This window comes from Brachybacterium phenoliresistens (assembly GCF_039530785.1).
In the GTDB taxonomy this organism is placed as follows: Bacteria; Actinomycetota; Actinomycetes; order Actinomycetales; family Dermabacteraceae; genus Brachybacterium; species Brachybacterium phenoliresistens.
On record NZ_BAAAOW010000014.1, the window covers coordinates 28,300 to 46,570 of the forward strand.

Genomic DNA, 18,271 nt, shown 5'->3' on the forward strand with positions numbered 1-18,271 from the left:
GGGCGACCGCCCGACCCTCGTGACCCCCTTCACCCCCCACCGCATCCCGGAGGTGCCCGTGTCCGCTCCCATCCTCGAGCTGCTGCCTGCCGTCGACGTCCAGGACGGCCAGGCCGTGCGCCTGGTCCAGGGCGCGGCCGGCACCGAGACGTCCTACGGCTCGCCGCTGGAGGCGGCGCTGTCCTTCCAGGAGGCCGGCGCCCGCTGGCTGCACCTGGTCGACCTCGACGCCGCCTTCGGCCGCGGCTCGAACGCGAAGATCCTCGCGGAGGTCTGCGCCGCCATGGACCTGCAGGTCGAGCTCTCCGGCGGCATCCGCGACGACGAGTCGCTCGCCGCGGCCCTGGCCACCGGCTGCCGTCGCGTGAACATCGGCACCGCGGCGCTGGAGAACCCGGACTGGACGGCGGAGGTCATCGCCGAGCACGGCGACCGGATCGCGGTGGGCCTGGACGTGCGCGGCACGACCCTCGCCGCCCGCGGCTGGACCCGGGACGGCGGGGACCTCTGGGAGGTGCTGGACCGCCTGGACGAGGCCGGCTGCGCCCGCTACGTCGTCACGGACGTCACCAAGGACGGCACCCTCCAGGGACCGAACCTCGGGCTGCTGCGCGAGGTGTGCTCCCGCACCGACGCGGCGGTCATCGCCTCCGGCGGCGTCTCGACCCTCGAGGACCTCGCGGCCCTGCGCGAGCTCGTGCCCGCCGGCGTCGAAGGAGCCATCGTCGGCAAGGCGCTGTACGCGAAGGCGTTCACCCTGCCCGAGGCGCTCGAGGTCGCCGGACTCCCGTGACGGCGCCGCGGCCCGAGCAGCGACCGGAGGGGGACCTGCCCGCGGCGCAGCGCGCGCTGCCCGCCCACTTCCGGGAGAAGTCCCCGTTCACGGACACCGCAGGCACCCCGTGGGCGGGGCGCGACTACAGCGTCAGCCCCTTCCCCGACGACGACGGCTCCACCCCGGCGGCGGTGGCGGAGGCGCTGGCCGCGCACCGCGCCGGGCGCGACCCCCATCGCACCGCCCTGGTCGCGGCGATCTCCGCCGAGCGCCTGCTGGTGCCGATCATGGCCATCGCCGGGGAGACCGGCACCACCGCCCACGGGCTGACCGGGGACAACGGCGCCGACATGGCGATGGTCTCGATCACCGCCCCGGACGGCTCCACGATCCTGCCGGTGTTCACCGGCGTCGCGGAGCTCGCCGCATGGCGGCGCGACGCCCGCCCCGTGCCGGTGCCCGCGGCGCAGGCGGCGCAGGCGGCCGTGCAGGAGGGATGCACCGCCCTGGTGCTGGACCCCTCCCGGCCGGGACCGGACGGGACCCCGATCCTGCTGCCCCGCTCGGTGCTGTGGGCCCTCGCCCAGGGGCGCGGCTGGATCCCGCCCTTCGAGGACCCGGAGGTCGCCGCCGAGCTCGCGGCGATCGCCGACGACGCCGAGGGGGTGCTCGCGCTCACCGCGCTGCCGGGGGAGCGCACCGAGGTCAAGCTGCAGGTCCGTCTGGTGGCGGGCCTGGATCAGCAGGGAGTGCAGGCCGTCGTCGCCGATCTGAGCCGGCGCCTGGGGCTCTCGCAGCTGGTCGCCGAGCGGATCAGCTCCCTCACGCTCGCCCTGGTGGGCTGAGCGGGCCCGGCGCCCCGGGCCGCTGCGCCTCCGGCCCGCCGCGTCGTCCGGGCCCCGCGGCCGGGGCGGGCTCAGCTGACGCGCCCGGTCCACTTCTCGCCGGGGCCCTGGCCGGGCTCGTCCGGGAAGGGAAGCGCCTCGGCGAAGGCGAGCTGCAGGGTGCGCAGGCCGTCGCGCAGCGAGCGCGCATGATCTCCGCCGATCTCCGGGGAGGCCGCCGTGACCAGGCCGGCCAGGGCGGTGATGAGCTTGCGGGCCTCGGCGAGGTCCTGGTACTGGCCCGTCTCCTCGTCCTCGGCGAGGCCGATCTTCACGGCGGCGGCGCTCATCAGGTGCACGGTCGCGGTCGTGATGATCTCCACCGCGGAGACCTCGGCGATGTCGCGCGCCTCCTCGCCCCCGTCGATCAGGCTCGGGTCTGCGGCATCGGGCGTGGGATCGGTCATGCGGTCCTCCTGGGGATCGGGCGCCCGGGCGGTCGGCTCACAGGGGGAGCTCGCCCGAGCCGCCCGCGGGGTAGCGGCTGAAGTCGACGGCGGCATGGTCGATGACGGTGCCGACCGGCACATCGTAGACGGCATGGAAGACCTCGGTGCCTCCGGGCTCGACCATCCCGTACGGCGCGCTGTCCGCCAGATGCACCACGGACGCCTCGCGGTCCGGCGCATGGACGGTGCCCCCCTCGTCGACGAGGGTCACGGAATCTCCGAGGTTCACCGACTGCGCCGAGCCGTTGGTCACCGAGATGGTGAGGACGGCGTACTCGCCGTCGGCGTCCCGGCGGTCCCCGGCATCGCCCACCGAGGGGATCCCCGGCTCGTAGGAGACCAGCTCCACCTCCAGGTCGCCGAGGACGAGGGGCCCCGGTGCGGCGGCGTCCCCGGTCCCCGGGTCCGCGGCCGGCGCGGTGGCGGCCGGATCGGGCAGGGAGCGCAGCGCGAGATAGCCCCCGCCGAGCGCGACGGCCAGCAGCAGCGCGGCGATCGCGCCGACGGCCAGGAGCAGGGGCCGGGGCCGCAGCGGCGAGGGGGAGCCGGCGGCGGCCTCCTCCTCGCGCAGCCGCCGGCGGTTCCAGTCCGCGGGCCGCGGCGGCGGGGTGGGGAAGGAGTCCGGGACGGGGCGCATGACGGCCTCGCGCGGGCGGGTGGTGGTGGGCTCCGCACCCGCCGGCAGGGGGGCCTCGGACGGGGAGGCGGCCGGATCGGGCGACGAGGCAGGATCGGCGGGTGCGCCGTCCGGGGTGCCGTAGTCGTAGGAGCGGTCCCCGGATGCAGCGTCCTTCACCTGGTCAACCTTCGCTCGAGAGGCACGGGCCGGCCCCGGCGGCGTCTCTCGGGGGAGGCGGCCGTGAGGCGCGATGCACATCACCTGGACGGCACGTGCATCGCTGGTAGGATAGTCGATCGGAACATGTCGTTCCCGTCGAAGTGGAGTCCCTCCCACCTCGCGGCACCGCTCCAGGGCGGCCGTCGCCGGGTCAGTATCGCAGCCGGATCCTCGGATCCGGCGGGCGCGTCCGCGCGTCCGGTGTGCTCGGGGCCTCCGCTGCTGCAAGCGGGGGCCTTCGTCATGTCCGATACACCGAGGTGAGGAGCCACCATCAGCGAACAGCGAATCAACGGACAGATCAGGGTGCCGAAGGTCCTTCTGGTCGGCCCGGCCGGCGAGCAGGTCGGCATCGTCCGCGTCGAGGACGCCCTGCGTCTTGCCACGGAAGCAGATCTGGACCTGGTCGAGGTCGCACCTGGGGCGAATCCGCCCGTCTGCCGTCTCATGGACTACGGCAAGTACAAGTACGAAGCCAACATGAAGGCGCGCGAGGCCCGGAAGAATCAGGCCAACACGGTCCAGAAGGAAATCCGGATGGGCCTGAAGATCGATAAGCACGACTACGAGACCAAGCGTCGCAACGTCGAGAAGTTCCTCTCGGGCGGCGACAAGGTCAAGGTCATCATCCGCTTCCGCGGCCGTGAGCAGTCGCGCCCCGAGATGGGCATCAAGCTGCTGGGCCGCATGGCGGAGGACGTCGCCGAGTACGGCTTCGTCGAGGCGCACCCGCGCCAGGACGGTCGGTCCATGGTGATGGTCCTGGGCCCCCACAAGAAGAAGGCCCAGGCGATGGCCGAGGCGCGCAAGCGCAAGTCCGACGCCGAGAAGGCAGCCAGCACCGAGCAGGCGCCCCAGGACACGGAGAGCACCGGCGGCACCCCCGCCGAGCCCGTCGAGTCCTGACAGACACTGAAGGAGATACGGCACATGCCGAAGAACAAGACCCATTCGGGCACCAAGAAGCGCGTCCGCGTGACGGGCTCCGGCAAGCTCATGCGGGAGAAGGCCAACGCGCGCCACCTGCTCGAGCACAAGTCTTCGAACCGCAAGCGCCGCCTGGGCAGCGACACCACCGTCGCCAAGGCCGATGTCAAGCGCATGAAGAAGCTGCTGGGCCGCTGAGCCCCCGTGCGGGATCGCTCCCGCACCCCAGAACTCGTCACCATCGAAGGAGAATCACGTGGCACGCGTGAAGCGGGCGGTCAACGCCCATAAGAAGCGTCGAGAGATCCTCGAGCAGGCCAGCGGCTACCGCGGTCAGCGCTCTCGCCTGTACCGCAAGGCGAAGGAGCAGGTCCTCCACTCGCAGACGTACAACTACCGCGACCGCAAGAAGCGCAAGGGCAACTTCCGCCAGCTCTGGATCCAGCGCATCAACGCCGCGTCGCGCGCGAACGGCATGACCTACAACCGACTCATCCAGGGCCTCGGCCTCGCGGGTGTCGAGGTCGACCGCCGCATGCTCGCCGAGCTCGCCGTCAACGACGCGCCGGCCTTCGCCGCGCTCGTCGAGGTCGCCAAGAACGCCCTCCCCAAGGACGTCAACGCTCCTGCCGCCTGATCGCGCGGACGTCGACTCCATGAGCACCACGGAACGCCCGGACGACCGGACGATCTCCTCGCCCCGATCCGATCGGGTGCGGCGGATCGCCGGGCTGTCCGGGCGTTCCGCGCGTCGCCGCCACGGCCTGTTCCGCGTCGAGGGCCCGCAGTCCGTGCGCTCCCTGGTGGAGCATCGGCCCGATGCGGTGGAGGAGCTGTTCCTCACCGCCGAGGCGGCGTCCGACCACGGCGAGATCGTCGACCTCGCCGGGGCCGCCGGCATCGCGGTGCGTCCCATCGCCCCCGAGGCGCTGCGCGCCATGGTCCGCGACCAGGACGCCTCCGGTGCTCTCGTCAGCCCGCAGGGCGTGGTCGCGACCGCCCGCACCGCCGCCGTCGATCTCGCGCTCGAGGACGCCCTCGCCGCCCTGCCCGCCGCCGGGGAGCCCGCGACCGTCCTCGTCCTGCACGAGCTGCGCGATCCCGGCAACGTCGGCACCCTGATCCGCACGGCCGATGCCGCCGGCGCGGACCTCGTCCTGCTCACCGGCGCCAGCGCCGACGTGCTGGCCCCCAAGGTCGTGCGCTCGAGCGCCGGCAGCCTCTTCCATCTGCCCGTGGCCGGCGGCGCCGACGCCGAGCTGCTGTACCCCGCCCTCCGCGCGGCAGGCGTGGCCATCGCCGCCACCAGCGGCTACGCGCAGGACGACCTCTTCGCCGCCGAGATCCCCGCCCGCATCGCGTGGGTCATGGGCAACGAGGCCCACGGCCTGCCCGCCGCGGTGCTCGCCGATGCGGACCTCGCCGTGCGCATCCCGCTGGCCGGCGCCGCCGAGTCCCTGAACGTCGCGACCGCCGCGACGGTGTGCCTGTTCGAGACCCTGCGCCGCCGGGGCCGGGAGTGAGCGCCCTGCTGCGACGCGGCGCCGCCCTGGCCATCCCCGCCGCGCTGGTCCTCGCGATCCTCACCGCCCTGCTGGGCCTGCTCGTCACGGGCGCCGCCTCCGGCGACCGGCTCGTCCCCGCCTCGCCCCTGGTCACCTGGGGCATCCCCATCGTGCGCGCCCTCCACCACCTGGGTCTGCTGCTCGCCGTCGGCGCCGGCGGGACGGCCGTGCTGCTGATGCCCGGCCCCTCGCGCAGCCGGGTCCTCGACCTCGCCCCGCCCCCGGGCGGCACCGCGGCCGACGGCACCGCGGCCGGCGGCACCACGGCCGGCGGAGTCGGGCGCGGAGCGGTGCTGCGGCTGGGCGCGGCGGGGGCGGCGCTGTGGGCCGCGGCCTCGCTGGTCCTCGTCCCGCTGGGCGCGCTCGAGGCCACCGGCGCCGGCACCGACCGCGACCTGTGGCAGCTGGCCCTGAGCATGGACCTGGGGCGCATCCAGCTCGCCGTGGCGATCGCCGCGGCCCTCGCGGCGCTGCTCATGGGCCTGGCCCGCTCGACGGTCGCCGGGTGCTGGGGCCTGGCCTTCGCCGGCATCGGCGCCGCCCTGCTCGGGCTGGCCGGCCACGCCGGTGCGAGCCTGGACCACACCAACGCCGTCAACGCCATGGCCGTGCACATCGTGGCCGTCTCCGTCTGGGCCGGCGGGCTGCTGGTGATCGGGCTGCTGCAGGGCTCCCTCTCCGCGGCGGACCGCGTCTCAGTGGTGCGGCGGTTCTCCCCGTGGGCCCTGGCCGCCGTCCTCGCCCTGGCCTTCAGCGGCGTGCTCAGCGCCTCCCTGCGCCTGGACTCCCCGGCCCAGCTGCTCACCGAGGGCTACGGCCGCCTGGTGCTGCTCAAGGCCGTGCTGCTGAGCGTGCTCGCCGTGCTGGGCGCCCTCCAGCGCCGGCACCTGGGCGATGCGGTCCGCTTCCGGCACCTCGCCGCGACCGAGGGCGCCCTGCTCGCCGTCGTCATCGGGACCTCGATCGCCCTGGGCCGCACCGCCCCGCCGGTGCCGCAGGAGATCCCCGCCGACGGTGCGCTGCGCGTGCTGTCCCTGGTCGGCTTCGAGCCTCCCGCCCGCCCCTTCTCGATCCTCACGCTGCTGACCGGCTTCGAGCCCGACTGGACGGCGCTCGCGCTGGCCGGACTGCTCGGCGGGCTCTACCTGGCGGGCGTCCTCCGGCTGCGGCGGCGCGGCGACGCCTGGTCGCTCGCCCGCACCGTGCCCTTCCTGCTGGGCTGCCTCGCCTTCGCCTGGGTGATGAGCGGCGGGCCGGGCGCCTACGGCCGCTTCCGCTTCGACGCGCACATGGTCCAGCACATGGCGATGATGATGATCGTGCCGCCGCTGTGGGTCCTGGGCGGGCCGGTCACCCTGCTCTCCCGCGCGGTGGCCCCGCGCACCGACGGCTCCCGCGGCGTGCGCGAATGGGTGCTGGCGGCGCTGCACTCCGGCTACGCCCGGGTGCTCTCCACCCCGCCGCTGGCCGGGGCGATCTTCGCCGGGTCCCTGGTGCTGTTCTACTTCACGCCCCTGTTCGAGCTGGCGATGCGCACCCATGTCGGCCATGTCGTGATGACCGTGCACTTCCTCGCCTCGGGCTACCTGTTCGCCTGGGTGCTGATCGGCGTGGACCCCGCCACCCGCCCCGTGAACCCGATGCTGAAGCTCATGACGCTCCTGGTGACGCTGAGCTTCCACGCCTTCTTCGGCGTGGCCGTGGTCTCGGCCACCTGGCTGATCGCCCAGGGCTGGTACACGGACCTCGGCATGTACTCGGTGCCGCAGCTGACCGAGATCCAGAAGCGCGGCGGCTCGATCATGTGGGGGATCTCCGAGGTCCCGACCCTCGCCTACGCGATCATCCTCGCGATGACCTGGGTCCGCTCCGATGCGCGGCGCGCCCGCCAGTGGGACCGCAAGGCCGACCGCGACGGCGGCGCGGAGCTCGAGGCCTACAACGCCTACCTCCAGAGCCTGCGCGGCGAGGCTCCCGCCCCGCCGAGCGATGCGGGCCCGGGAGCCGGTGCGAGCGCGCAGGACGGTGCCGGCGCCGGGCCCGAGGCGGATGCCCGCCGGAGCTGAACCTCGCCGGAGGCGCGCCGCCGGGGCGGTTCAGGAGGCGTCGAGCACGCGGGTCGCCGCGAGACGGTCGTGCAGGCCCAGCCCGGGGGAGAGGACCACGGACCCGATCATCGCCCCGAGCAGCGGGTAGGTGAGGACCGCGGCCGCCAGGGTGGCCGGGGCCCGGGTGTCGAAGTCCCCCCATGCGGCGCCGAGGGCGACGGTGTGCCCCAGCTGCCACGGGATCGCGATCTTCACCGTGCTGCGCAGCAGGGCCCGGCGGAACGAGATCCCGCCCGGTCCCGGCGGCTCGCCGGGGACGCGGGCCGCGACCTGCAGGGATTCGCGGCGCTTGCCCCAGGTGGCGGCGTGCGGCCCGGATTCGGCGCGGGCCGCCCAGCACGCCGCGAGGACGGGAGGGAGGGCGCTGGCGGCGGTGACCACGGGGCGCAGCACGGCGGGATCGGTGATCCTGCGGGAGACGACCACGCCGAGCGGCACCATCGCCGCAGCGATCCCCAGGTAGCCCAGGCAGTCCCGGGCGTACGCCCGCCCGCGCCGGATCCCCAGCGCGGACGGGCGCAGGCGGGTCATGACAGCCAGTCCCCGCGGGCGCGCTCGAGCTCCGCGCCGATGGTCGTGGACGGGCCGTGCCCGGTGTGGACCACCGTCTCCGGCGGCAGGGTGAACAGGCGATCCCGGATCGAGGCCTCGATCGTCTCCCGCGAGGAGAAGGAGCGTCCCGTCGCGCCGGGCCCGCCCTCGAAGAGGGTGTCGCCGGTCAGCACGAGGCCCAGCTCCGGCACGTGGTAGCAGGTCGAGCCCGGGGAATGGCCCGGGGTGGCGATCGCGACCATGTCCACTCCCGCGATGGTGAACTCGTCGCCGTCGGCGACGTCGTCGTCCAAGGGGAGATCGCCGTGGGTGAGCTTCCACAGCTCCGCATCGTCCGGGTTCAGGAGCATCGGCGCCTCGAGGGCCTGGGAGAGCTCCGGCGCCATCCGCACGTGGTCGTCGTGGGCGTGCGTGAGCAGGATGCCGACGCACTCGCGATCGCCGACGAGTTCGCGGACGGCGGCCACGGAGTGCGGGGCGTCGAAGACCACGCACTGCTCGTCGTCGCCGAGCACCCAGATGTTGTTGTCGACCTCGAAGGTCTCCCCGTCCAGCGAGAAGGTCCCCGAGCTCACGGCGTGGTCGATGCGCGCGCTCATGCGGGGGCCACCGCCGATCCGTTCTTCACGACCGTGCGCAGCACGTCGCCGTGGTGCAGGCAGTTCAGGGCCTCCTCGACGCCGGCGAGGTCCGTGGTGCCGGTGACGAAGCGGTCCAGCGGCAGGCGGCCGCCCAGGTACAGGTCGGTGAGGTAGGGGAAGTCCCGCTCGGGGAGGCAGTCGCCGTACCAGGAGGACTTCAGGGCGCCGCCGCGGCCGAACACGTCCAGCATCGGCAGCGTCAGCTCGACGCCGGGGCGGGGCACGCCCACCAGCACGACGCGACCGGCGAGGTCGCGGGCGTAGAAGGCGGTCTCGTAGGTGGCGGGGATGCCGACGGCGTCGATCACCACATCGGCCCCGAAGCCGCCGGTGAGGGCCTGCACCTTCTCGACGATCTCGTCGCGGGAGAGGCCAGCGGTGTTGATCGTGTGGGTGGCGCCGAGGTCCTTCGCGGCCTGCAGCTTCTCCTCGACGATGTCGAGGCCGATGACGGTGGTCGCCCCGGCGAGCACCGCGCCGGCGATCGCGGCGCTGCCCACGCCGCCCAGGCCGATCACGGCCACGGACTCGCCGCGCTGGACGGCGCCGGTGTTCAGCGCCGCGCCGAGGCCCGCCATGACGCCGCAGCCCAGCAGGCCGGCGACCTCGGCCGGGGCGTCGGGGGAGACCTTCGTGCACTGGCCCTCGTGGACGATGGTGCGCTCGATGAAGGCGCCGATGCCCAGCGCCGGCGACAGCTCGGTGCCGTCGGCGAGGGTCATCGGCTGCGAGGCGTTGTGGGTGGCGAAGCAGTACTGGGGGACGCCCTTGCGGCAGGCCCGGCACTCGCCGCAGACGGCGCGCCAGTTCAGCACCACGTAGTCGCCGACCTCCACGTGGGTGACGGCGTCGCCGACCACGGCGACCCGGCCGGCGGCCTCGTGGCCCAGCAGGAAGGGGAACTCGTCGGAGATGCCGCCGTCGCGATAGGCGAGGTCGGTGTGGCAGACGCCGCACGCGTCGATGTCGACGATGACGTCGTGGGCGCCGGGATCGGGGACGACGACGTCCACGAGCTCGGCGGGCTGCTTCTCCGCACGGGCGATGACGCCCTTGACGGTCCAGGACATGGGGTGCTCCAGACTCCTCCGAGGAGGGGTAGACGGTGTCCCCACCAGGCTAAGCGGTCCCGGCGGCCCAGGCGATCCGTTCCCGCGGCGCGAGGCCCCCGGCCCAGCTCCTAGAATGGTCGGCGGTGCGGGCGCGCCCCGCGGCGCCCCTCCCCGCACGCCAGCCCACCGGACGAAAGCGATCCCCGTGTCCGAGACACCCTCGAACCCCGACCTCCCGGTCATCGACGAGCCGACCATCGGCGCGGCCGTCGACGCCGCCCTCGCCGCGATCGCCGCGGCAGGCACGACCGCCGCCCTGAAGCAGGTGCGCATCGACCACGTGGGCGATGCCAGCGTGCTGTCCACGGCGAACCGTGCGATCAAGGACCTCCCGAAGGACCGCAAGGCGGCCGCCGGCAAGCTGGTGGGCCAGGGCAAGGGCCGCGTGCAGCAGGCCCTCGCCGCCCGCCAGGCCGAGCTCGCCGCCGCCGAGGAGGAGGCCGCGCTGGCCGAGGAGACCGTGGACGTGACGGTCCCCACGGACCGCCGGCCCCGCGGCGCGCGGCATCCCCTGCGCACCCTCGAGGACCGCATCGCCGACTTCTTCGTCGGCATCGGCTGGGAGATCGCCGAGGGCCCCGAGATCGAGGCGGAGTGGTTCAACTTCGACGCCCTGAACTTCGACGCGGACCATCCGGCCCGCCAGATGCAGGACACCTTCTACATCGCCGGCCCCGACGGCGGCGAGGACTCCGGCCTGGTGCTGCGCACCCACACCTCCCCGGTCCAGGCTCGCGCCATGCTCGAGCGCGGCGCCCCGCTGTACATCGCCTGCCCCGGCACGGTGTTCCGCACCGACGAGCTGGACGCCACCCACACGCCCGTGTTCCACCAGGTCGAGGGCCTGGCCATCGACAAGGGCCTGACCATGGCGAACCTCGTGGGCACCCTGGACGCCCTGGCCGCCCACCTGTTCGGCGGCGCGCCCATCACCCGGCTGCGCCCCAGCTACTTCCCCTTCACCGAGCCCAGCGCGGAGATGGACTTCCGCTGCTTCTCCTGCGACGCCCGCGAGGGCCTGGACCACGACGCGGACCCGGCCTGCCGGGTGTGCGGCGGCACCGGGTGGATCGAGATGGGCGGCTGCGGGATGGTCAACCCGGCCGTGCTGCGCGCCTGCGGCATCGACCCCGAGGAGCACCAGGGCTTCGCCTTCGGGCTCGGGATCGAACGGATCCTCATGCTGCGCAACGGCGTGAAGGACATGCACGACATGGTGGAGGGCGACGTGCGCTTCCCCCAGCACTACGGGACGGAGATCTGACATGCCCCGCATTCCTCTCACCTGGCTCGCCGACCACGTCGCCCTGCGCGACGGGGCCGATGCCGAATCGGTCGCGGCCGACCTCGTCTCCGTCGGCCTCGAGGAGGAGGCGATCCACGGGGCGCAGGTCACCGGCCCGCTCGTGGTCGGCCGCGTCCTCGCCCTGGTCAAGGAGCCCCAGAAGAACGGGAAGACCATCAACTGGGTGCGCGTGGACGTCGGCCCGGAGCACAACGAGGCCCTCGACTCCCCGAAGGACCCGCAGCCGGGAGACGAGGTCCCCAGCCGCGGCATCATCTGCGGCGCCCACAACTTCGTCGAGGGCGACCTCGTGGTCGTCTCGCTGCCCGGCACCGTGCTGCCCGGGCCGTTCCCGATCGCGGCCCGGAAGACGTACGGCCACGTCTCCGACGGCATGATCTGCTCGGGCGAGGAGCTGGGCCTGGGCCCGGATCCCGACGGCGAGGACGGCATCATCGTGCTGGGCCGCGGCCACGCCCGCGGGCTGGACGCCCAGCCCGGGGACGATGCGATCTCCCTGCTCGGACTGGGGGAGGAGGTCGTCGAGATCACCGTCACCCCCGACCGCGGCTACGCCTTCTCGATGCGGGGCGTCGCCCGCGAGTACTCCCACGCCACCGGGGGCGCCTTCACCGACCCGGCCGCCTCGATCACGGTGCCGGAGGCCTCCGGTCCCGGCGTCGAGGTGCTGCTCGAGGACGAGGCGCCCATCCACGGCCGCCCCGGCTGCTCGCGCTTCGTCGCCCAGACCGTCACGGGCATCGACCCGCAGGCGCCGTCGCCCCGCTGGATGCAGCAGCGCCTCACCCTGGCCGGCATGCGGCCGATCTCCCTGGTCGTGGACGTCACCAACTACGTGATGCTGGACCTGGGCCAGCCGATGCACGCCTACGACGCCGCGCAGCTGGTGGCGCCGATCCGGGTGCGCCGCGCGCATCCGGGCGAGAAGCTCGAGACCCTCGACGACAAGCCCCGCGCCCTGCACGGCGAGGATCTCGTGATCGCCGACGGCGGCGGCACCGGCGATCGTGCGATCGGCATCGCCGGCGTGATGGGCGGCGCCTCCACGGAGGTCTCCGCCGCCACCACCGACGTGGTCCTCGAGGCCGCGACCTTCGACCAGGTCAGCGTCGCCCGCTCGGCGCGCCGGCACCGCCTGCCCAGCGAGTCCTCCAAGCGCTTCGAGCGCGGCGTGGACCCGCAGCTGCCGGCGCTCGCCGTGCGCCGCGCCGCCGAGCTGCTGGCCGAGCACGGCGGCGGCACGATCGCCTCCGAGCGCACCGACGTCGGGACCGTCCCGCCCCGCGCGGCGATCTCGCTCCCCGTCGACGCCGCCGAGCGCCTGGTCGGCGTCGCCTACACGCCCCAGCAGGTCGTCGAGAGCCTCGAGAAGATCGGCGCCCGGGTCGAGGGGGAGGCCGCCGCCGGCTCCGTGCTCACGGTCACCCCGCCCAGCTGGCGCCCCGATCTGCGCTTCCGCGAGGACCTCGTGGAGGAGATCGCGCGTCTGGTCGGCTACGAGGGCATCCCCTCGATCCTCCCGCAGGCTCCGGGAGGGCGCGGCCTCACCCGCGCCCAGCGCGGGCGCCGGTCCGCCGCGCTCGCCCTCGCCGAGTGGGGGCTGACGGAGGTCACCTCCTATCCCTTCGTGCCCGAGGGGATCTTCGACGCCCTCGGCTACCCGCAGGACGACGAGCGCCGCACCGCGGTGCGGCTGCTGAACCCCCTCGCGGAGGACGAGCCGCTGCTGCGCACGGCGCTGCTGCAGACGCTGCTGCCCACCGCGAAGCGGAACCTCGGCCGCGGCCAGGAGGCCGTCGCCATCCAGGAGATCGGCACCGTCTCGCGGGCCTCCGGGGCCGCGGTCCCGATCCCGAGCGCCGCCGCCCGTCCGCGCGAGGACGAGCTGCGCGCGATCGATGCGGCGATGCCCCCGCAGCGCCGCCACCTGGCGGCCGTGCTCGGCGGGGCCAGCGGCCCCGGCTCGTGGTGGGGCTCGGCGGAGGACTGGGGCTGGGCCGATGCGATCGAGGCGGCCCGCCGCGTCGCCGCCGCCGTCGGGGCCCGCCTCGAGGTGCGCCAGGACCAGCTGGCCCCGTTCCACCCGGGCCGCTGCGCACAGCTGCTCGCGGAGGACGGCACCCTCATCGGCCATGCCGGAGAGCTGCACCCGCGGGTCGTGAAGGCCTACAGCCTGCCCGCGCGCTCCGGTGCGCTGGAGCTGGACCTCGACGCGCTGATCGCCTCCGCGCCGGCCGTCGTCCGCGCCGAGCCCGTCTCGACCTACCCGCCGGCCAAGGAGGACTTCGCCTTCGTGGTGGACGCCTCGGTGCCCGCGAGCGCGGTCGAGGCCGCGATGGTGGTCGGCATCGGCGACCTGCTCGAGTCGATCCACCTGTTCGACGTGTACACCGGCGACCAGGTCGGCGAGGGGCGGAAGTCCGTCGCCTTCTCGGTGCGGCTGCGCTCGGAGACCGGGACGCTCACTGCGGAGGAGATCGGGGCCGCGCGCACCCGCTGCATCGAGGCGGTCTCCGCCGCCGTCGGAGGCGAGCTGCGGGCCTGAGCAGGCCAGCCGCGGGACGGGAGCTCGCCGAGTCCCGTCCCGCGGGACATCCGCGCAGCGGCCTCGACGAGGGATGCTGTCGCGGGCTCAGCCTCGACGTGGCGCGCCGTGCCTCCACGATCGAGGGACCGTCCGGCTCCCCGATGGCGTAGCGGAGCGAGGGCTGACCGCCCTGTACATGCACGGACGGTGACAGGGCAGGTCGGTGCCTCCATGGACGCGCTCGCGGAGATCGCCTGGCGCCCTTCGCAGCCTCCTCCGGGGCAGCGGCTCGAGCCGCTGCGCCCGCCGCCCTGGAGGGCGGCGGGCAGGCCCGGCTCAGGCCACCGGCATCATGACGGCGGCCGGCTCCGACGTCCGTCCGTTGGGAGCGGTCGCCCGCAGCAGCAGCTCCACCGACGTCTCGCCCTCCTGCACGGGGACTTTCTGCAGGTAGCAGCGGTCTGCGGTGATCCGCCCGAGCCAGACCAGCTGCGCGGCATCCTCGGTGCTGCCGCGGCGCAGGACGTCGTAGTACGCGACCGAGCTCTCGATGTCCCAGATCAGGCGTGCCTCGGCCGATGCTCCGTCGGGGCGGAGCCGGCTGTCCTCGAGGACGAGGCCGGTCGGTGCTTCGGGGGTCTGCTCCTGGAGGTGGTTCGCGGACACGGCGAGCTCCCCGATGCGAAGGTCGACATCGGTCCCGGCCGGCGCTGTGACTGCGAGGGAGACACCGACGATCGTGCGCCCCTCCTCGCCGCCGAGGCCGATGACAGCCTGCTGCCAGTCCGAGCCCGTGCGTGTGGTCCGCCATCCCGCCGCCCACGAGCTCGTCGGCTCCCAGCCGCCTCGGCCCCAGCCGCGGCCGCCGCTGCCGTAGCCCCAGGTCGGGCCGAAGTCGTCATTCTGCGGGAGGTCGTCGAGGTCGTGCCATGTCGTCGTGCCCGGATCGTCCTCGAAGACGAGGCCCAGGGACAGGTGCGCGACCGAGCGGGAGGTGTAGGTGAGACTCGCCCAGGACTCCGCGGGGAGTTCGAGCTCGGTGCGGTACAGGCGGATCTCGACGCCGTCGTCGTCCTGGGGAGTGCCCGTGATCGAGAGGCTCGCACCGCCGTCGAACGCGGCGCTCAGGTCGTAGTCGACGTCGAGCGGACCGGTCACGGGCTCGCCCGTGGTGAGGTTCCGCGTCCAGAAATGCCAGGTCGGCAGGAGGTCCTGGATTCCCAGGTTGTACCAGGGCTCCGCCGAGCTGCGTCGCCCGGCGAGGGAGAACTGATCCGAGGCACCGGTGTTGAAGCGGGTGAGGAACGGCAGCTCGGCGACGGCGGAGCGGGCGTGGACGTAGTCCGCCATCCCATAGAGGCCGATCGGGCCGTCGGCCGGGAGCGCCGGGTTCTGGTGCGGACCGGACCAGAAGCGGCGCTCGCCGCGGTAGACGGCGTGGCGGACCTCTTCGAAGTCGGGCAGCTCGCCGCCGTGGGCGTCCTTCAGCTCCGCGTGGACGCGGCGGGTCGTCTCTGCGGTGAGGCTGAACAGCGCGGTGCTGCCCAGCGGCTGGCGGGAACCGTGGGGCGGGATCGCCTCGGCGAGCGGGGACCGGGTCGTGTCCACGCCGATCTCTCCCCGGAACCCCTCGAGCTCGATCCCGAAGAAGACCTGCCCGTAGGGGTCGATGTCGGTGACGGCGAGGGTGTCCCTCGTCGTGTCCAGGTAGTCGGACCAGCTGTAGTCCAGGAACCAGCTGTCGGCCGCATCGGGGGTGGTGAGGTAGTCCGCCTGCTCCTGCGAGATCGATTGCCAGTCGGCGTAGCTGCGCCCATCGGGATTCGGGCCGTAGATCTGGAGGTGGATCTCGAAGCCGCTCATGCGGGCGCGCTCGTGCATCGACTGGAACATGGCGAGCAGGAGAGGCTTGTCCGCCGAGTCGACGACGCCTTCCTCCATGTCGAACATATATCCGTCGAAGCCGAAGTACGCGGCGAGATCGACGAGGCGGTCCCCGACCGGGAAGGAGCCGTCCGGGTCCTGCCGAAGCATCGCGTCCCGGGAGAAGTTGGTCGGCCCGGAGTTGAACATGAAGGCGAGGCAGCGCCCGCCGTTGCGGTGGACGACGTCCGTCAGGGCCGCGTTGGGGACGGCCGTGAACACCTGCCAGTAGGAGACGAGGTCGCGATACTGGTGGAAGCGGGGGACCTGCACGTCGCGCGCGTTCCCTGCACGGAAGTCGTGGGCGTACGTGAACCCGTCCGCTCCGTGCTCCACGAAGCTGTAGAACTCGGAGAAGTCAGCCACCTGAGGACGGGCGTCGAGCTCCGGCTGAGCTGCCAGGAGGGACGGGTCGGTGACGCGACGAGCGCGCGGCACGAACGAGCGGTGATGGGCGAGATCCGCGTTGCGGTAGTCGAAGGCAAGGAACTCGTCGAGATCGGTACGGCTGTCGAGGTAGAAGGCGAAGGAGCCTTCGCCGTCCTCGCGGGGCCATTCGCGGAAGAGGGGAGCGATGGAGTCAGGGTCGCCGCCGGCGGCCCGGGAAGCAGGGGTCGGCATCGGGGATCCCGGGAGGTAGGGGACAGCGCCGACGGTGGCCGCCACGGCGCTCATGCGCAGGACGGTCCGTCGGGTGAGGGGGTGGCGTGAAGGTCGAGGGGAACCGGGACGGTGGGATGACATCGGGAGCCTCCTTGCTCGCGCGATCGAGGTGCTTAACCGCTGTAGTTCAGCGTAGGCGTCGCTGTCCTCGCTGTCCACGGAGAGCTGGAGGGGCCGTTGTCTTCCGCGGCCCCTCCAGCCTTCATCGGAACGAGACCCCGAGAAGCATGGTGCGCTGTCTGCTCGTCAGGCCTTGGACGGAGTGAAATCCGTGACCGTTCTGATGAGGTTGTTGTAGCCGTCCACGCGCGGGAAGTAGTCGATATCTGAGGCCTCTTTCAGTCCGGACCACTTCTTCGTGGTGAACATCCCCCCGGCGCCGTTGGACTGCACCGGGATATAGGGCGCCTCATCGGCTACCGCCTGCTGCAGGATCTGGCAGTTCTCCGTGATCTTCTCGACCTGGTCCGGAGGTGTCGTGGTGATCGCCATGATCGCATCGTTCGCCGCGTCAGGCATCTTCCACCGGCCGTAGTTGCCGTCCGCCGTCTCGTCGCCGATCTCATAGATCTTGGTGTGCATGTACATGGTGAAGGCCTGGAATGCTCCGCCCGCGGCGTTGGTCGTCCACAGCGAGAGCTCGTAGTCGCCCTTGGCCTGCGCGGGTCCGAACACATCCGGGGGGAGCGGCGTGAAGGCGACTTTGAGTCCGAGGTTCTTCGACCACTGGTCCACGACGATCGGCATCGTGGTCATCTCCGCCGGATTGTCGTTCTGGATGTGGAGCTTGAGAGGATGCTCCGTGCCGTCCTTCTCGAGGTTTCCGGCCTCGTTCACCGTCCAGCCGGCGTCCGCGAGCTCCTTCTTGGCGGCCTCGAGGTCAGGCATCATCGAATCCTTGAACTCGTCCTTCAGCATCGAGGCGTAGATGCCGGTGTCGAGCCCGGTGATCGACGGGACCGTGTAGGCGATGCCCGCGGCCTCGGCGACGATGTTCATGTCAGCGGCGGCGCGCAGGGCGCGACGGACCGCGACGTCCTGCGTGGGTCCCTTGTGCGTGGCCATGATGATGCCGCGGGTCGAGCCGTCCGGGTAGTAGTAGTACCCGTTGTGGTCTTCCATCGTGACGAAGTTGGTCACGACGCCGGGCGCCCCGCCCTGGGACCAGTCGACGTCTCCCTTGGTGATCTGGGACTCGATGTTGCCGGCTGTGCCGGACGGTACGAGGTGGACCTCGGTGAGCTCCGGGGCGATCTCGCCCCAGTAGTCGTCGCGGATCTCGATCTCGATCTGCTGCCCGGCGAACTTCTTCAGCCGGCCGGGACCGGTGCCGACGGGGTCGCGGTCCTGGTAGTTCTGGCGGTCGAGATCCTTGTAGATGTGCTCGGGGTAGATCGGGAAGTACAGCGACAGCGGAAGGTCCTCGGTGTACTGCGGCTCGTTGTAGGTGACCACGACGGTCTTCTCGTCGGGTGTCTCGATCGCCTTCGCGAGCCAGGGGAGATTGCCGTTCTCGTCGGGCGTGGTCCCAGGCTCCTCGAAGATGAACCCATAGGTGAAGGCGACGTCCTTCGAGGTGAACTTCTCTCCGTCGTTCCAGGTCACGTCGTCTCGCAGGACGTAGGTCGCGACCTTGCCGCCCTCGGTGTACTCGACGCTCTCGGCGAGGTTCGGCACGAGCTTGGAGCCGTCCGTCGAGGAGATGCGGAAAAGGGTCTCCCAGAACAGGGCGTTCCCGGGCGCGGAGTCGCCGCCGCCGAAGACGTTGAAGTTCTCGGGGAAGACGTTCGACGTCGCGACGGTCGCGCCGATGCGGAGGATGCCGTCGTTGTCGATCGTCCCCTCCGTGGCGCGTGCGCCGGAGCCGCCTGCGGGATCCGAGGTCGTCCCTGTGTCGGATTCTCCGCCGCAGGCGGCGAGAGCAGATGCGGTGAGCGCCGCAGCGCCGAGGCCGAGAATCGAGCGTCGATCGAACGAGGTGCGCGTCATGCGCTGTGTCAT

At 72.7% G+C, this 18,271-nt stretch carries 16 protein-coding genes; 9 read left to right on the top strand and 7 right to left on the bottom strand.

The genetic code is table 11. The features are described 5' to 3' along the window. The first annotated feature begins 58 nt into the window (after positions 1-58). Positions 59-793: a bifunctional 1-(5-phosphoribosyl)-5-((5-phosphoribosylamino)methylideneamino)imidazole-4-carboxamide isomerase/phosphoribosylanthranilate isomerase PriA gene (gene priA / locus ABD234_RS18470; RefSeq protein ID WP_038371075.1), complete on the top strand. Its 735-nt coding sequence runs from the start codon at positions 59-61 to the stop codon at positions 791-793. Continuing rightward, the gene (locus tag ABD234_RS18475) at positions 790-1,620 is read left to right on the top strand and encodes an SseB family protein (RefSeq protein ID WP_344359386.1); all 831 of its coding nucleotides are present in this window, start codon (positions 790-792) and stop codon (positions 1,618-1,620) included. The genes priA and ABD234_RS18475 overlap by 4 nt, the downstream gene beginning before the upstream one ends. Before the next feature lie 71 nt (positions 1,621-1,691). On the opposite strand, the gene ABD234_RS18480 is transcribed toward ABD234_RS18475, so the two are convergent. Together ABD234_RS18480 and ABD234_RS18485 are read right to left on the bottom strand one after the other, a co-directional pair. Beyond that, positions 1,692-2,066, bottom strand: coding sequence for a DUF1844 domain-containing protein (locus ABD234_RS18480; protein WP_344359388.1), 375 nt, complete (start codon positions 2,064-2,066; stop codon positions 1,692-1,694). A 37-nt stretch (positions 2,067-2,103) separates the two neighbouring features. Continuing rightward, entirely contained in the window at positions 2,104-2,904 is an 801-nt protein-coding gene (locus ABD234_RS18485) for a DUF4352 domain-containing protein (protein ID WP_344359390.1), read from the bottom strand. A 348-nt stretch (positions 2,905-3,252) separates the two neighbouring features. On the opposite strand from ABD234_RS18485, the gene infC reads away from it, so the two are divergent. The 5 genes from infC to ABD234_RS18510 are packed head-to-tail and all read left to right on the top strand — an operon-like array spanning position 3,253 to position 7,504. Continuing rightward, positions 3,253-3,852: a translation initiation factor IF-3 gene (gene infC / locus ABD234_RS18490; protein ID WP_344359392.1), complete on the top strand. Its 600-nt coding sequence runs from the start codon at positions 3,253-3,255 to the stop codon at positions 3,850-3,852. Positions 3,853-3,876: 24 nt separating this feature from the next. Continuing rightward, positions 3,877-4,071: a 50S ribosomal protein L35 gene (gene rpmI / locus ABD234_RS18495; RefSeq protein WP_038370807.1), complete on the top strand. Its 195-nt coding sequence runs from the start codon at positions 3,877-3,879 to the stop codon at positions 4,069-4,071. Positions 4,072-4,129: 58 nt separating this feature from the next. Next, positions 4,130-4,510, top strand: coding sequence for a 50S ribosomal protein L20 (gene rplT / locus ABD234_RS18500; RefSeq protein ID WP_038370808.1), 381 nt, complete (start codon positions 4,130-4,132; stop codon positions 4,508-4,510). A 19-nt stretch (positions 4,511-4,529) separates the two neighbouring features. Further along, positions 4,530-5,396: a TrmH family RNA methyltransferase gene (locus ABD234_RS18505; protein ID WP_344359396.1), complete on the top strand. Its 867-nt coding sequence runs from the start codon at positions 4,530-4,532 to the stop codon at positions 5,394-5,396. After that, positions 5,393-7,504, top strand: coding sequence for a bifunctional copper resistance protein CopD/cytochrome c oxidase assembly protein (locus tag ABD234_RS18510; protein WP_344359399.1), 2,112 nt, complete (start codon positions 5,393-5,395; stop codon positions 7,502-7,504). Before ABD234_RS18505 ends, ABD234_RS18510 begins: the two co-directional genes overlap by 4 nt. A gap of 30 nt (positions 7,505-7,534) precedes the next feature. Here the strand turns inward: ABD234_RS18510 and ABD234_RS18515 are convergent, their stop codons facing one another. Genes ABD234_RS18515 through ABD234_RS18525 form a run of 3 tightly spaced genes read right to left on the bottom strand, consistent with a single transcriptional unit; the run spans position 7,535 to position 9,809 of the window. Beyond that, on the bottom strand, positions 7,535-8,077 hold the full coding sequence (locus ABD234_RS18515) for a hypothetical protein (RefSeq protein WP_344359402.1): 543 nt from the start codon (positions 8,075-8,077) through the stop codon (positions 7,535-7,537). Then, positions 8,074-8,697 (bottom strand): MBL fold metallo-hydrolase, encoded by a 624-nt coding sequence (locus ABD234_RS18520; RefSeq protein ID WP_344359405.1) that lies wholly within the window; start codon positions 8,695-8,697, stop codon positions 8,074-8,076. The genes ABD234_RS18515 and ABD234_RS18520 overlap by 4 nt, the downstream gene beginning before the upstream one ends. Further along, positions 8,694-9,809: an S-(hydroxymethyl)mycothiol dehydrogenase gene (locus ABD234_RS18525; protein ID WP_038370813.1), complete on the bottom strand. Its 1,116-nt coding sequence runs from the start codon at positions 9,807-9,809 to the stop codon at positions 8,694-8,696. Before ABD234_RS18525 ends, ABD234_RS18520 begins: the two co-directional genes overlap by 4 nt. A gap of 187 nt (positions 9,810-9,996) precedes the next feature. Here ABD234_RS18525 and pheS point away from each other — a divergent pair, with 187 nt between their 5' ends. Both pheS and pheT read left to right on the top strand, forming a co-directional pair. Next, positions 9,997-11,115 (top strand): phenylalanine--tRNA ligase subunit alpha, encoded by a 1,119-nt coding sequence (pheS, locus tag ABD234_RS18530; RefSeq protein ID WP_344359410.1) that lies wholly within the window; start codon positions 9,997-9,999, stop codon positions 11,113-11,115. Position 11,116: 1 nt separating this feature from the next. Continuing rightward, a complete protein-coding gene (pheT, locus tag ABD234_RS18535; protein WP_344359413.1) occupies positions 11,117-13,702 on the top strand; it encodes a phenylalanine--tRNA ligase subunit beta in 2,586 nt (861 codons plus the stop codon). A 318-nt stretch (positions 13,703-14,020) separates the two neighbouring features. Here pheT and ABD234_RS18540 read toward each other — a convergent pair whose 3' ends face one another. Continuing rightward, entirely contained in the window at positions 14,021-16,282 is a 2,262-nt protein-coding gene (locus ABD234_RS18540; protein ID WP_344359416.1) for an endo-beta-N-acetylglucosaminidase, read from the bottom strand. A 234-nt stretch (positions 16,283-16,516) separates the two neighbouring features. Further along, positions 16,517-18,271 carry an ABC transporter substrate-binding protein gene (locus ABD234_RS18545; RefSeq protein WP_344359418.1) on the bottom strand — a complete coding sequence of 585 codons (1,755 nt, stop codon included), beginning with the start codon at positions 18,269-18,271 and terminating at the stop codon, positions 16,517-16,519.